The 13,948-nt window shown below is 46.7% G+C and carries 14 protein-coding genes; 5 read left to right on the plus strand and 9 right to left on the minus strand.

All coding sequences use genetic code 11. The features are described from left to right. Positions 1 to 2 precede the first annotated feature (2 nt). Genes ATN88_RS26560 through ATN88_RS28510 form a run of 3 tightly spaced genes read left to right on the plus strand, consistent with a single transcriptional unit; the run spans position 3 to position 3,312 of the window. Entirely contained in the window at positions 3 to 446 is a 444-nt protein-coding gene (locus ATN88_RS26560; RefSeq protein ID WP_232312700.1) for a hypothetical protein, read from the plus strand. Next, on the plus strand, positions 371 to 2,020 hold the full coding sequence (locus ATN88_RS28505) for a histidine kinase dimerization/phospho-acceptor domain-containing protein (protein ID WP_332308839.1): 1,650 nt from the start codon (positions 371 to 373) through the stop codon (positions 2,018 to 2,020). Before ATN88_RS26560 ends, ATN88_RS28505 begins: the two co-directional genes overlap by 76 nt. After that, positions 1,933 to 3,312: a response regulator gene (locus tag ATN88_RS28510; protein ID WP_332308853.1), complete on the plus strand. Its 1,380-nt coding sequence runs from the start codon at positions 1,933 to 1,935 to the stop codon at positions 3,310 to 3,312. Before ATN88_RS28505 ends, ATN88_RS28510 begins: the two co-directional genes overlap by 88 nt. An 8-nt stretch (positions 3,313 to 3,320) precedes the next feature. Here ATN88_RS28510 and ATN88_RS02340 read toward each other — a convergent pair whose 3' ends face one another. The 7 genes from ATN88_RS02340 to ATN88_RS02365 all read right to left on the minus strand — a co-directional run bounded on the left by ATN88_RS02340 (position 3,321) and on the right by ATN88_RS02365 (position 9,064). After that, on the minus strand, positions 3,321 to 4,118 hold the full coding sequence (locus ATN88_RS02340; protein ID WP_067410843.1) for a phosphodiesterase: 798 nt from the start codon (positions 4,116 to 4,118) through the stop codon (positions 3,321 to 3,323). A gap of 10 nt (positions 4,119 to 4,128) precedes the next feature. Then, a complete protein-coding gene (locus tag ATN88_RS02345) occupies positions 4,129 to 4,938 on the minus strand; it encodes a carbohydrate ABC transporter permease (RefSeq protein WP_067410846.1) in 810 nt (269 codons plus the stop codon). Further along, a complete protein-coding gene (locus ATN88_RS26575; protein WP_232312701.1) occupies positions 4,935 to 5,372 on the minus strand; it encodes a carbohydrate ABC transporter permease in 438 nt (145 codons plus the stop codon). Before ATN88_RS26575 ends, ATN88_RS02345 begins: the two co-directional genes overlap by 4 nt. Next, entirely contained in the window at positions 5,366 to 5,827 is a 462-nt protein-coding gene (locus ATN88_RS26580) for a carbohydrate ABC transporter permease (protein WP_232312702.1), read from the minus strand. The genes ATN88_RS26575 and ATN88_RS26580 overlap by 7 nt, the downstream gene beginning before the upstream one ends. 51 nt (positions 5,828 to 5,878) lie before the next feature. Beyond that, positions 5,879 to 7,144, minus strand: coding sequence for an ABC transporter substrate-binding protein (locus tag ATN88_RS02355; protein WP_067411915.1), 1,266 nt, complete (start codon positions 7,142 to 7,144; stop codon positions 5,879 to 5,881). A gap of 97 nt (positions 7,145 to 7,241) precedes the next feature. Continuing rightward, positions 7,242 to 8,258, minus strand: coding sequence for an ABC transporter ATP-binding protein (locus tag ATN88_RS02360; RefSeq protein ID WP_067410850.1), 1,017 nt, complete (start codon positions 8,256 to 8,258; stop codon positions 7,242 to 7,244). Next, the gene (locus tag ATN88_RS02365) at positions 8,255 to 9,064 is read right to left on the minus strand and encodes a DeoR/GlpR family DNA-binding transcription regulator (protein ID WP_232312703.1); all 810 of its coding nucleotides are present in this window, start codon (positions 9,062 to 9,064) and stop codon (positions 8,255 to 8,257) included. The genes ATN88_RS02360 and ATN88_RS02365 overlap by 4 nt, the downstream gene beginning before the upstream one ends. A gap of 204 nt (positions 9,065 to 9,268) precedes the next feature. Here ATN88_RS02365 and ATN88_RS02370 point away from each other — a divergent pair, with 204 nt between their 5' ends. Both ATN88_RS02370 and ATN88_RS02375 read left to right on the plus strand, forming a co-directional pair. After that, entirely contained in the window at positions 9,269 to 10,960 is a 1,692-nt protein-coding gene (locus ATN88_RS02370) for a Na/Pi cotransporter family protein (protein ID WP_067410858.1), read from the plus strand. A gap of 26 nt (positions 10,961 to 10,986) precedes the next feature. Then, positions 10,987 to 11,589, plus strand: a complete 603-nt coding sequence (locus ATN88_RS02375) for a histidine phosphatase family protein (RefSeq protein WP_067410862.1) — start codon at positions 10,987 to 10,989, stop codon at positions 11,587 to 11,589. 500 nt (positions 11,590 to 12,089) lie between these two features. Here ATN88_RS02375 and nhaA read toward each other — a convergent pair whose 3' ends face one another. Together nhaA and ATN88_RS02385 are read right to left on the minus strand one after the other, a co-directional pair. Next, positions 12,090 to 13,289, minus strand: a complete 1,200-nt coding sequence (nhaA, locus tag ATN88_RS02380; RefSeq protein ID WP_067410866.1) for a Na+/H+ antiporter NhaA — start codon at positions 13,287 to 13,289, stop codon at positions 12,090 to 12,092. 141 nt (positions 13,290 to 13,430) lie between these two features. Beyond that, positions 13,431 to 13,907: a DUF4442 domain-containing protein gene (locus ATN88_RS02385; protein WP_067410871.1), complete on the minus strand. Its 477-nt coding sequence runs from the start codon at positions 13,905 to 13,907 to the stop codon at positions 13,431 to 13,433. Positions 13,908 to 13,948: the final 41 nt, after the last annotated feature.

Consider the following 13,948-nt stretch of genomic DNA (forward strand, 5'->3'; position numbering starts at 1 on the left):
TCATGTTTTTGATGCGTACCAAGCTTGCCGTCATTCTTGTTGTCAGCGGTACGCTGATCTTAAGCTTGTTCGGGCTATTTAACTACTTCAAAACCCATGATCGATTGTATGGCGAACTGGAATACGAGGTGTCGTCCATCGCCCAGCGTTTGTCGTTTCGACTGCCTGACCAAATCTGGAATTATGATTTTGATACCGTCGTGAATGATTTGGAAAGTGAAGCAACGTCTCGCTTTGTCTACCGCATTGAGGTAATTGCCCGAGAAGACAACTTCAGACACATCACCGCACCTAAGGACGGGTTAACCGACAACGAATTCCACCTTCGCATTTTCCCTATTGTCTACGACGCGTCGATCCGCCTATCGAAGTGGGTGAACTCATCATCTACGAAGACCCCAGAACCATTACCAACACGCTCACTTCAGAAATCGTATCTGGGATAGCGCAGGTATTCTTGCTCGACCTGATGATCATGTTCTTGATCTGGAAGTACGCGAGAGCAATCAAAGAGATTGAATCGAATCAGCGATACCTCAATACCATCATCCATAGCTACAACGACGGTTTGATTGTGTTAGCCGAAGATCACCACATTGTTACCTTGAATGAGGCAGCGAAACGGATCTTCGAGTTAGAAGGGTTTACAGACGCCGAGCCGCAACTGTCAGACATTATTGCTAAAGTGGTTCCCGATTCTCGGGCATATTTTTCGCAAGCCCTCTATGGGTTTAATACCAAAAACTTGAACTACGAGTTAGTCAGGGAAAAAGAAAAAGTCATTGTTCAGGTGCGTTCAACGCGAATTCTTGTCAACGATGAACACCTGCAAGTCGCGATTTTCAGGGACATCACTGAACAGCACATTGACAAAATCAAAGTGTCTAAAGGCGCGGAGCTGTTTTCTGCGGTTAAAACGTTGCAAGACAAATTCCTTACGAGTGAGGATTTTCAACACAGCTTCAAAGAAGTGCTCAAGATCCTGCTCAAGATTGGGGAAAGCAATCACGGCATCATCGTTGAGGTCGACCCGGAGAGCCCCAACAATTACCGAACCTTGGCGCAAACGCGATTGGTCGCTAATGGCTTTGTGTCTTCGAGCTTCGTAGAAAGTGTCATCACGGAAGTGATTGAAACGAAAAAGGGCAGTCGCAGCTTGCAAGTCGCGGGGCTGACTTCGTCTAACAGCAAGCTGATTATCAACTCCTTGAGCATGCCGCTGTTCCTGTCTAACCAACTCGTTGGTGTGGTGTGCTTGTTCGATGAGTCCACCTATTACGAAGATGATCTCTTGTCATGGATTGACCCTGTGCTGTCGAGCTTGAGTGCAATGGTTAACTTCGTACGCCAGAAAAAGCTTAACGACCTGATTTCTGAAGAAATGGTGAGAGCCAAAGATCAGGCGGAGAAGGCGAACGAAGCCAAAACGAATTTCTTGGCGATGATGAGCCACGAAATACGCACGCCGATGAACGGGATCGTGGGCATGTCTAACCTGCTCAAAGAAACCAAGTTGAGTCAGCAGCAATCATACTTCGTCGATACATTGGTTCATTCTTCCAATGCGCTGCTTAATATCATTAATGATGTGCTGGATTTGACCAAAATCGAAGCCGGCAAAATGCAGTTAATTGAACAAGAGACAGAGTTGGCTGACACAGTGCATGACGCGCTGGCTGTTTTCCATAGCAAAACTGTTGAAAAGAGCATTCGTCTGCATTGCTTGATCGACCCAGAACTGCCGAAGTGGTTGATGCTCGATCAAGTACGCTACACACAAATTATTCTGAACCTTGTTGGGAACGCGGTGAAATTCACCAAACGAGGTTCTGTCATGGTCAGGCTGCACAAGGTGCCGGCTGCAACGGGGCCTGTTCTCAGACTGATGGTGATCGATTCAGGCATTGGTATTCCAAAAGAAAAACAAGCTCGATTTTTGAAAACTTCACCCAAGTTGATTCATCCTATTCACGTTCTTATCAAGGAACGGGGCTTGGTCTCCCTGTTTGCCTTAAACTGACCGAGTTGATGGGCGGAAGTATTCTTGTCGAAAGCGAAGAAAACGTTGGGACAACCTTTACGGTCGACGTGCCATTGACTGCCGTTAATGGTAAACCTAACACCTTGTTTGAGGAGTTCACGCTCAGTGATGAGGTGCTTTCGAGGCCCGTTCTGATCGCCACCGAAGATGACCAGCTATTTTCGGTGCTCGATAAATACCTTTCTCCGCTTGGGCTTCAAGCAACAAGAATCCTTGATCGCGATGTCTTTTCCGATGAGCAATTGGAGCCAAGCGTTCTGTTTGTCGATGATGATGTGCTCTGGAAGTACCAAGCCTTGGTGCAGAAAGTGTCGCACTCTCTAATGATTAGTCACGATGGGCTAGTCGAAGAGCATGGCATGCCTTGCCTTATCAATCCTATAAGCCCAGAAGCACTGGTCTATGCGCTAGATTTTGATAAAACGTTGCCTCTGGAAACAGAGCATGTGGAGAAACCAGAACCTGTTTTCGAGGGGCTAAATGTTCTGATTGCTGAGGATCATCTGGTCAACCAAGATCTGATGGTGTTGATTTTAAACAGTCTGGGTTGTTACTCAACCTTGTCTGAAAACGGTGCTGAGGCGTTGAAAAAACACAAAGAGACACCGTTTGATCTGATTTTGATGGATTGCCAAATGCCAGAAATGGATGGCTTCGAAGCGACGCAAAAAATCAGAGAGTTTGATACGGAAACGCCGATTATCGCCGTGACCGCGAACGCGTTGTCGGGTGATGCACAACGCTGCTTGAAAGCGGGAATGAATGCGCATTTAGCGAAACCATTCACTAAGGAGCAGCTTGTTAATCTAATGACGCTTTATGTGCCGGCAGACAAATTCACCACGCGCATTGTCCCTTCACCCACGGATGAAGAGTATGCCATCGAGACTGAGTCGAGACCTAAGAGTGTTGCTGATGAACCTGTTGCAGCAATTGAGGCAAGCATCGATCTGAACCGTATTAAAGATCAGGTTGGAGACAGCGAAGAGCTTCTTCACCACATTTTGTCGAAATATGTTTCCAGCCAACAAGCTGACCTTACGGCGTTCCAATCTGCGCTGGATAGCGGCGATACTGCCGCCGCGAAGAAAATTGCCCATCGTATGAAAGGCGCCGCCGCTATGGTCGGCGCGGACGATCTGGCTGCGTTGTGTTTGATTGTGGAAAAACATCAAGGTAACAATGCGCAAGATTTGTATGCGTTTTTTGAGCAGTTAAGCCAACGCGCGCAAGCTATCGCAAAAGAAGTTGAGAGTATTTGCGCCGCTTAGTAGACCGCTTAAAAAGGGTATAGAGGCCCTGACTCAGCTAGCGTTAAGTACGAGCTTCGAAAGCCATTATTCCATTCATGTAGCATGTATCCGCCAGCCTGTTGGGTAAAGCCAACAGGCGCGTTATCCCTGTGGTCTGTGACAAACGAGCTGGCTGTCGAAGGCGATGAAAGCACCGTTTTCCCGCCAACACTGCATACAATGCTGTTGTGTAAATGACCGCAAATGACACGAATATCTCGTTCAGATTGCGCCAATATCTCGCTAAACGCGTTCGCCCCATCAAGGCCAATGGCATCCATAAATTGGATACCGGATTCGAAGGGCGGGTGATGAAGAGCAATCAATGCGGGTCTATCTTTTGACTGCTGGAGAGAATCCGCGAGAAACGTTAGAGCGGTTTCTGACAATCTTCCTGCGCCGCTGTTCGGAATGACGGTGTCTAAACCAATCACGTCTAAGTCAGGAAACGCGTGAATCCAATTGATCTCTTCACTCAGGTTTGTGCTCTGGAGGGATGTAAAGCAAGTGCGCATGGCTTCACGTCTGTCATGATTGCCAGGAATCACAAAGTATGGGATGTGCAATTGAGTGATGAGCTCTTGAAAAGCCTTGTAGCTTTCTTCATCCCCCCGGTCGCTTATGTCCCCAGTCACTATTATCGCGTCGATTTTGCCCAGCTTCACAAGGTCTTTATTTATCTTATTCACCGCCTGTTGAAAGAGAGAATAGGTGTCCAACACTTTCGAGACTTTGTTTGGCGGTGCAACGATATGGGTATCTGTAATTTGCAGAATACGCGTCATAGTTTGAATCTCACTTGATGCCTGCGCGCAGGAAGGCTTGAACAAACTGTCTTTGGAAAATTAAAAATGCGATGAGCAAAGGCGCGATTGACATCATAGTAGCTGCTGAAATGACCGAGATATCGACACCATTTTCAGGCGCACCGAATATCGATAAGCCCACAGTCAATGGACGCGTGTCATCTGAGTTGGTAACGATGAGCGGCCAAAGAAAGTTGTTCCAGTGTGTAGAAACGGACACCAGTGCATAAGCAAGATAGGTTGGCTTTGCGAGAGGTACGTAAACACGCATGAGTATGCCAAACAGCGAGCAACCTTCAACACTCGCGGCCTCATGGAGCTCATAAGGCACAGACTTGAACGATTGGCGCATTAAAAAGATACCAAACGCACTCGCCATGTAGGGCATGCCAACACCTAAAATAGTGTCAAACAAGCCTAATTTAGAGGTCACGGCGTAGTTCTCCACGATCAGCACTTCCGGCAAGATGAAAAGCTGAAGGAGAACCAGAATAAAGACAAAGTCCTTTCCTGGGAACGAGACTTGCGCGAACGCAAAGCCTGCCAACGTGGTAATGATGAATTGTCCAATCAGTACCACAGTCACCAAGCAAAACGTGTTGATGAAATACTTAATCCACGGCGCACCGTCCCAGGCGACTCGAAAGTTATCGAGCGTCCAACCAGAGGTTAAGTTGAAATTCACAGCGTCGGACGTTGTATGAAATGCCGCCCAGAATGCGAACAATAATGGCGAAATCCAAATCACCGCGAGCAGGAGCGCACCAAATGTGTCGAGATACTTTTCGATAGCTTTCATTGGTAATGCGTCCTTTTATCGAGGTACAAAAATTGGATAGCGGCTGCAATACCCAGAACAATCAACACGAGAACCGTCATGGCTGCGGCATGAGGCGCATCAAAGAACGCGAAAGCCATCTCCCAGATGTAATAGAGAATCAGCTTTGACGCATCAGAGGGGCCACCTTTCGTCAAAATGAAAAGGTGATCGATAAGCTTCACCGAGTTGATCATGGCGTTTACCACAATAAACAGGGTAGTGGGCATTAAAAGTGGCAACACGATACGGCGGGTATAGGTCCAGCGTCCTGCGCCTTCTATGTCCGCTGCCTCTTTATAGTCAGCAGGGATAGTTTGAAGCGCAGCAAGATAGAAGATCATAAAAAAGCCCGCTTCTTTCCAGATCGTCACGATGATGACTGCCCACAAGGCGGTTTCCGGTCGGCCTAGCAATTCACGGATTCGAATCCAAATAAGGCACCGATTTGGTCAAGGACGCCAAGATCTGGGGTATAGAAAAATAACCAAAGATTGGCAGCAGCGATCATCGGTAAAACAGTAGGTGTGAAGTAGGCGGTTCGGACAAATCCTTTACCGGAAATTTTACCGTTTGCCCAAAGTGCCATCACCAATGCGATGATGATCGAGAGTGGGATCGTCATTGCGGCATAAAACAGATTGTTTTCCACCACAATCCAGAACGTCGGGTCAGCAAAAAGATCCGAATAGTTTTCCGTCCCAACAAACTCTGATGGTCTTCGACGGGTGCCTTTTGAAAACAGGCTTTCCCAAAATGTTGCCAACGACGGATAAAACGCGAAGAGCGAAAGCAAAATAGCGGCAGGCGTAAGCAAAAACCAACCGTAGAGATGCTGACGACGACGCTGCATTTCTGCGTAATCATTCATAGTAGACTTCTACAACTAGATGGCTCCCTACTTTCGTAGGGAGCGGGGTCGCTATTGGTAGTCGCGCAAGAGACGTTTCGCTGAAGATTGCGCTTCTTCCAACGCTACTTCAGGCGTTTTCTGGTCGGTCAGGGCGAATTGAATGGCATTGTTTAAGCCTTCTCGCACTCGCGCTGTTTCATAGGTAGAAAACTCGGCAACGGCATGCTCAAGTTGATTGCGCGCGACAAGAGCTGGTGGAAATGCCTCGGTATACTCTTTGAGTGCTTCCGTTTCATAAGCTCCTTTTGACACACCCATATAGCCAGTGGCGATTGACCATTTAGCAGCTTGTTCTGGGGACGTCATGAACTTGATGAGTTTCATCGATGCGGCTTTCTCCGCGTCGGAGGTGTCTTTGAAAATATAGAAATTACCACCGCCCGTTGGTGAGCCTAGACGCACATTGCCGGGCAACATGGCAACACCAAAATCAAACTTGGCCGCGTTTTTAACCGCCGTCAGGTTGCCTGTTGAGTGCCACATCATTGCTGTGTTTCCCTCAAGGAAGGCTTGGCGTAGCGTGCCCCATTCAACCGTACCTTTTGGCATGACGCCGTGCTCTTCAGATAAGGATTTCCAATACTTGAGCGTATCAATCACGTCTTTGTCGCTGAAGTAGGTCGTCAAGCCATCGTCAGACATCAGCTTTTTGCCATTTTGGATAGCCAGAGCTTGGAACATCCAATACGGGTAGCCCGTCGAGGGAATCATGATGCCGTAGGTGTCATCATTGGTGAGTTTTTTACTTACGGTTACCAACTCTTCCCACGTTTTGGGTGGTTGGTCTGGGTCTAATCCTGCCGCTCGGAACATATCTTTGTTGTAGTAAGCAACAATGGTTGAACGTTGGAAAGGAATGCCCCACGTTTTTCCTTCTGCCTGTCCGTTTTCCATCAAAGCTGGATAAAAGTCATTGAGCCAAGCTTGGTCTGCATCTGTGGTCAAAAGGTCATCAAAAGGAGAGATAAGATCTTGCTCAATCAGGTCGTAAACGTCGATTGAAAACATGACGGCCAACTGTGCGGGTTCACCAGAGTTCAGTGCTGACAAAGCACGGACGCGGGTATCGTCATAGTTACCCGAATAGATAGCGTTAACTTTGATATCTGGGTTTTGCGCTTCAAAATCTTCGACAATCTCATCGACCACTTTGGTTAGGGCTCCGCCCACCGCGATGGGGTAGTACATATTGAGTTCAGTTGTGGCCGCCATCGTCTGTGTAGAAAGCGTGAACGCACTGGCAAAGGCACAACTTAATACCGTTGAGAACTTCATAATTTCACCATTGGTTACGTTGAACATGTATGTAGGGCAGTAGCTTGAAAACCTTCGGTCTCGTTGCCGAAGAAAACGCCAAGCGTCCCTTTCCGTGTTAATTCATTCTGTTTCCATTACCGTCAAAGAAGTGCAGCGCACTGTCTTCGAAAGATATATCTACCGTCGTTCCTTCTTGAAGCGAGTTGTAACCATGGAGTTTGACCACAAGCCCTTTGGCTCGAGGGTGATCCAGAAGAACGTGAGTTTCTTCGCCAAGGTATTCGCTTTCAGAAACCGTGCAGCTAAGTCGACCTTGGCCTGACTCAACCAGTTGAATGTGCTCGGTACGAATGCCGACTTGAGACGTGCTTTCAGTGCCCTGAATGACGCCACCTTCGATAAGTGCCATGGGTGGAGCACCGATAAACTCCGCGGCGAATGTGTTTTTGGGTTCACTGTAAAGTTGTTGTGGAGAGCCGGTTTGCATGATGTGGCCGTCTTTCATCAACACAATAATGTCTGCCATGCTCATGGCTTCGGTTTGATCATGGGTGACATAAACGACCGTCATACCGAGCTCTTTTTGAAGCTTTTTGATGTCTTTTCTTACGGAGTGTCTGAGCTTGGCATCCAGATTGGAGAGAGGTTCATCCATTAGGCACAAAGGCTGCCCAGCAACGATCGCTCTGGCAAGAGCCACACGTTGACGTTGCCCGCCAGAAAGCTCTCCAGGCTTTCTTTCTTCGTAACCAGTCAACCCGGTTATCTTGAGGGCATTTGCGAGTTTTGCTAGCCGTTCATCTTTTGGCACTTTGCGTACTTTCATCCCGAACATCACGTTTTCAGCGACGGAAAGATGAGGGAAGAGTGCGTAAGATTGAAACACCATAGACAGGTTTCTCGCTGACGGCGCCATTTCGGTAACGTCAGTGCCTTCAATGGTGATTTGACCGGTATCTGGGTTTTCTAACCCTGCGAGCAGTCTGAGGGTGGTTGATTTTCCACAACCGGAAGGACCGAGAAGTGCAACAAAGGCACCTTCAGGAATATCAATAGAAATATTCTCTACGCCAAGCTGACCATTCCACCTTTTTGCAATGTTATTAAAAGAAACAAAAGGTTCTGTGTTCATGAAGCATCGCCTCCTACCAACTTCAAACGATCTCCAACGCGGTCACTTATGGAAGAGAAATCATCACCGGGATGTTGATCCATGATAATCAGGTCGACATCCATCAGATTCCCTCCAACAGCGGGAGCTGTCCTTGTTAATTTGGTGCTATCCATTACTAAAATTGACGTTTTACAATGCGTGCGAATCGCTTCGCGTACGCGCACTTCTGACGCATGAAAATCAAGTAAACCGCCGTCTTCTGAAACACCAGCTACGCCGAAAATGCCGTATTCGGCGCGGTAGCTGTTGAAAAACTCCAGCACACCGTCACCCAAAATGTCTCTGTCTGGCATTCGAACTTCGCCTCCGGGAATAATGATCCGATTGCTCGGTTCATTACTCAGTACCATGGCGGCGTTTAAATTGTTCGTCATCACAGTCAAACCCGACTTATTCGCTAATGCTTCTGCAACAATCGCAGGTGTCGAACCAATCGAGATAAACACCGTCGCTCCATCGGGAATGACATCAGCAACCGCATTCGCAATGGCCTTCTTTTCCACTGGGTTTGTTGCGGCTCTTAAGTCGTAAGGTGCATTGAGCTGTTGCTCAAAGCACTCAACGCCACCATGACGCCGACGTAGCAAGTTTTCACTGCAGAGCTGTTTCAAATCTCGCCTAACTGTCTGAGGCGAAACGTCTAGCCAGTCAGTGAGAAACTCGACAGATACGTTGCCTCTCGCCTGTGTCAATTCGATGATCTTTTTACGACGTTTTTCTGCCTTGCTTGATTGTTTTGATTCAAGGGTCATAACTGCTCGCATCTCCTAGTTCCGATCAAGCTAAGAACAGGAATAACAAATGCGCAACATAAAATGAGCGAATGAGCATAAAAATGCTCGTTTATTGATCAAAGGCTCACTTTTGACTACATTGTAAATAGGCAAATGCTCAAATTGATTCGCCCAGTTCGTGGCAAATCTGCGATTGAAATTTTGCGCTGCTGTTTGTGGGAATACGGAGGGTTAATGACAGGAACATCTATACTTTTCAATCTATTAGGAGGTGTAGCATTACTTCTATTTAGTCTTAACTTGGTCAAGAAATCAGTACTAAAAGCGTTTGGCGGGAAAATAAGGCGCAGTCTTGGGCGCTCAGTGTTCAATCGTTGGCGGGCATTTGGCGTAGGTTTAGGGGTAACTTGCTTGCTGCAAAGCAGTACAGCAACTGCATTGTTAGCCAGCTCGCTAGCCAATCAAGGCTTAGCAACCGCGAGTGGCTTAGCCATTCTGCTTGGTGCGGACGTTGGAACCACGCTCGTCGCAAAAGTACTCACGTTCGACTTGAGCTGGTTACAACCATTGTTTTTCATTGTTGGCATCGTACTAATGTCAGCAAGTAAAAGGGATAAACACCAACATATTGGCTCGATAGCCATTGGCATTGGTTTAATGCTGCTTGCGCTTAATATGATCGTGTCTGTCTCTATTCCTATCCGAGATTCGTTCGCCATCCAATCAATGATGACCGCGCTGAACGATGAGCCGTTTCTGGCAATCATCGTTGGTATGAGCATTGCGTTTATGGTGCATTCCAGCTTGGCGACTGTGTTGCTGGTTATTGCCATGGCAAGTGCCGGTGTTATCACGACCTCTGGTGGCATTCCTCTTATCTTGGGTGCGAACCTCGGTGCTGCAATACCTGCTGTTATCAACACCTTGAATTCGTCTCCGTCAATCTACCGAATCCCTTTAGGGAACCTAATGTTTCGTGCCGTTGGTGTAGCGTTGACGCTCCCATTGCTAAACGTGATTTCATCGATGTCCTTTTTCTATGGAAACGACCCCGCGATTGTTCTGGTTAATTTCCACATGCTGTTCAACGTCGTCATTGCGCTGAGTTTCCTTCCTTTAGTTAAACCTTGCGCGCGCTTATTGGAAGCGTGGTTTCCCGACGTGGCGTCAGAGACGAGCGACAACAGCCCACGATACCTAGATAGAAAAGCGTTTCGGAAACCTTCAGTCGCGCTGACCAATTCGGTGAGGGAGGTCTTGAGAATGGGGGATCTGCTTAAGACAATGTTAGATGGTGCATTTGAGGTGCTGAAGACCCGAGATTGCGCAGAGCTTAAAAACATAAAGCGATCAGATGACCTGATTGATGAGTATCACGAGAAAATAAACTGGTACCTGACCGAGTTGAGCCGACAGGATTTACCGAAGAAGTATCGTCGAAGATGTTTTCGAATTTCGTCTTACACAACAAATCTGGAACATGCGGGTGACATACTCGAGTGCAGCATGACGGATGTCATCGAGAAAATGATTCAACAAAATGTTCAGCTTCCAGACTTCGAGAAAGAAGCGATAGAAGAGCTAAAGCAATGTATTTATCGCAATATGGAACTGGCATTTAGTGTGTTGCTCACTGGAGACGTAAACAACGCAAGAGCACTGATTGAACAAAAGAGCGTGGTAAAGAGTATCGAGCGTAAAGCAACACTCGCACACCAAAAAGGGCTTAGGGATAGCGGGGCACCTTTCGTTTCTGGTAGCTCACTGTACCTTGATTTACTGCGAGATCTTATCCGCGTAAATTCGCATTTCTCGTCGATCGCTTATCCAATACTGGATCAAGCCGGAGAACTAAGCAGTAGTCGTCTGAAAAAGGCGCGTCCTTTGGATGTGATTAACGCACGTGCCAATGAAAAACGGACATAGAAGTCCAACAGACGTTAAGGATAAACATGAAAGAGTTTAACAACACTTACCTGATCATGAGGCATGGACAAAGTGAGGCAAACGTCGCTGATATCGTTGTGAGCGATCCTGCCAATGGATGCAGTAAATATGGCCTTTCCGAAATGGGGAAACATCAGGCGAGGGAAGCTGCGTTGGCTGTTAGCAATCAGAATGTAGACCTTATTTATTGCTCCGATTTTAAGAGAACCAAAGAGACTGCAGATATCGTTGCACAAGTGCTTTCGGTTGAGCCAGTGACTGACGCGCGCCTCCGAGAGCGTTTCTTTGGACAGTACGAAGGAAAGTCTTCGGCTTCCTATGACGAAGTATGGAAAAAAGACGCGTTAGATTCAGATCAAACAGAGATGGGAGTGGAAAGCACAACGTCAGTAAGGCGTCGCGCCGTGGCGTTTGTGGCTGAGTTGGAGCAACTATTTTTCGGAAAAGTCATTCTGCTGGTATCTCATGGTGACACGTTACAAATTCTCAGCTCAGCGTTTCATGACATTGAGTCGGGTCAGCATCGTACCTTGCCTCATCATGAAACGGGGGAGGTCAAAACCTTGGCTAAGGCGGGATCTTCAAAAAATCGTGAGTTTACGTTATAGCATAAAGGTGATGAGTCAATGGAAAGATATTCAAAGGAAAAACAAAAGAGGTGAGAGTGGCTTCTCATTGTGTTTACAGGCAATGCAAGGTAATTACAGAAATTAATAAATCATGCTGGCTGTATTTTGGAAATCTATTTCATTTGAAATACTTGCTCATTATCACACAAAAATTTTCCAACAAAAATTGATGTAAAATTTGATCAATTAAAAGCTATAAAAATCATTATGATAGCGAGATAATTCGTGTGTGGATAATCGAATTTTTATCCACAGAAACGGTTGATAAGTCGGTAGATTTCTTCTCGGAGCACTGTATTCATGCGGTCTTTCAAAAAGTCAATACTATTGATTTTAATGCCTAAGAGTACGGTATTTTGTGGTAAGAATTATCCATATTTCCTTGACAGCTTTATTTCAAATTTGCTTCATGTGTATCTCGATTCTCCAAACAAAAAAGGCTCCTTATGGAGCCTTTTTGCAATGACTAACGGTGACTTTTACTCAGTGGCGTCACTGGCCACTGGTTGTCGCTGACGTAATGTTTGTTTCAGTGCCAAGTAGCCGATGACGGAAGCTAAAAAGGAACCAATAAATATTGCAATGCGGGACAAGTCGACCAACGCGTGAGATTCTGCGCCAGGGAAAGCAAGCGTGGTGATGAATATCGACATGGTAAAGCCGATACCACAAAGGATCGATGCGGCCATGATATGACTAAAATCTAACCCTTTCGGCAGACTGGCGATATTCGCTTTGATAGCGAGATAACAAAACAGTGATATGCCAATAGGCTTGCCAAGCAAAAGCCCGAGTGTGATGCCAAGCGGTAACGGCTCGAACAGCATACCGAAACTGAAGTTATCTAATGGAACACCACTATTGGCAAAAGCAAAAAGCGGCAGGATCGCAAAGCTACTCCAAGGGTGAATGCCGTGCTCAAGGTAACGCAGTGGGCTGCGTACGCGATGGTGCTTAATTCTTAACGGAACAGCAAAGCCCAAAATGACACCTGCAACGGTGGCATGTACGCCAGATTTCAGTACGGCAACCCAAAGGATGGCACCGACTAGCAAGTAGCCGGTGAGTCTCGCGACACCTTTTGCATTCATGTAGAACAATGCCGCACTGGCAAGGACTGCAATAGACAAGGCAACAAGGGAAAGATCGCTGCTGAAAAACAGTGCAATGATGATAACGGCACCCAAATCATCAATGACTGCAAGTGCCAACAAAAACACTTTCAAGCTAACTGGCGTTTGTTTACCAAACAAGGCGAGTACACCGAGCGTGAAGGCAATATCCGTAGCAGCAGGGATCGCCCAGCCTTGCATACTCTCAGGGTCTCCGTAGTTGAAAAATACGAAAACCAGCACGGGAATTACCATACCACCAACAGCCGCAACAACAGGGAACATAGCGCGAGACTTGGTTCGCAAGGCTCCTTGAATGAGCTCGCGTTTAACCTCTAGCCCTATTAACAAAAAGAAAATGGCCATTAGGCCATCGTTAATCCAAAGTAAAAGGTTCTTTTCTATATCCAGTGCACCTATCTTTATGTGTATAGGTGTATCCAATAAAGATAAGTAGGCGGGAGCGAGAGGAGAGTTAGCGATAATGAGGGCGGCGAATGCCGTCGCGATTAATATAATACCTGGTGCGGTATCGAGCTTAAAAAAGTCGCCTAGTTTCTTGATCAAAACGCTCTCCACCCTTAGCAAACTTGTACTTAAGTCTAATAAGTAAAAGAAGAAAAGGGCAAAAAGTTGGCGCGATAAAAGGCGAAAACTGTGTGCTTGAGCCCGCTCAAACACACATTAAGAAATACTGTTTTTGAATCGTTATGAAATAGCTTTCACAGAAAGTGTCAGATCGAAAACCGCCATCGGTTCGTCGCCATGAAGTGTGGGACAGGTTGCGGTGATGCGCACAGGTTGATTGACTCGCTCCCCAGAAGACAGTGTTTCGTCAAGCATCTCATCGATAAGCTTGCCATCTGTACAGGTGAATACCACATCACCTTCTGGTCTTTTTAAGAAGTCACCCGTTACGGCTTTAAAGGCGAGGGAAATTTTCCTTCCTCGTGACTCCGCTTTACTCATTGCCATGAACCCGCCAGCAACATCCGCACCTATGGCGAGCGTGCCAAAATACATGCTGTTGAGATGATTCTTTGTTTTTCGCTTTAACGGAATACGAACCTGAACTTGGTCTTCATTAAGTACAAGGATTTTAGGACGGCAATACCAAATAAGCGGCACTTTGAAGAACCCAAATAGCTTTAGCATTCGGTTAGCGTGGGCGAGTGTCTGTTTCATTTTTCTTCCCTGACATGATCCAGCAATACTCACCCTAATTC

It is taken from the genome of Enterovibrio coralii (genome assembly GCF_001559595.1).
Taxonomy (GTDB): Bacteria; Pseudomonadota; Gammaproteobacteria; order Enterobacterales; family Vibrionaceae; genus Enterovibrio; species Enterovibrio coralii.

Bases quoted from the DNA above. Each gene is read 5' to 3' on its own strand.
- ATN88_RS26580 (WP_232312702.1), bottom strand. From the start codon at position 5,827: ATGAATGATTACGCAGAAATGCAGCGTCGTCGTCAGCATCTCTACGGT.
- ATN88_RS02355 (WP_067411915.1), bottom strand. From the start codon at position 7,144: ATGAAGTTCTCAACGGTATTAAGTTGTGCCTTTGCCAGTGCGTTCACG.
- ATN88_RS02340 (WP_067410843.1), bottom strand. From the start codon at position 4,118: ATGACGCGTATTCTGCAAATTACAGATACCCATATCGTTGCACCGCCA.
- ATN88_RS02360 (WP_067410850.1), bottom strand. From the start codon at position 8,258: ATGAACACAGAACCTTTTGTTTCTTTTAATAACATTGCAAAAAGGTGG.
- ATN88_RS26560 (WP_232312700.1), top strand. From the start codon at position 3: ATGTTTTTGATGCGTACCAAGCTTGCCGTCATTCTTGTTGTCAGCGGT.
- ATN88_RS02345 (WP_067410846.1), bottom strand. From the start codon at position 4,938: ATGAAAGCTATCGAAAAGTATCTCGACACATTTGGTGCGCTCCTGCTC.
- ATN88_RS02385 (WP_067410871.1), bottom strand. From the start codon at position 13,907: ATGAAACAGACACTCGCCCACGCTAACCGAATGCTAAAGCTATTTGGG.
- ATN88_RS02375 (WP_067410862.1), top strand. From the start codon at position 10,987: ATGAAAGAGTTTAACAACACTTACCTGATCATGAGGCATGGACAAAGT.
- ATN88_RS02365 (WP_232312703.1), bottom strand. From the start codon at position 9,064: ATGCGAGCAGTTATGACCCTTGAATCAAAACAATCAAGCAAGGCAGAA.
- ATN88_RS02370 (WP_067410858.1), top strand. From the start codon at position 9,269: ATGACAGGAACATCTATACTTTTCAATCTATTAGGAGGTGTAGCATTA.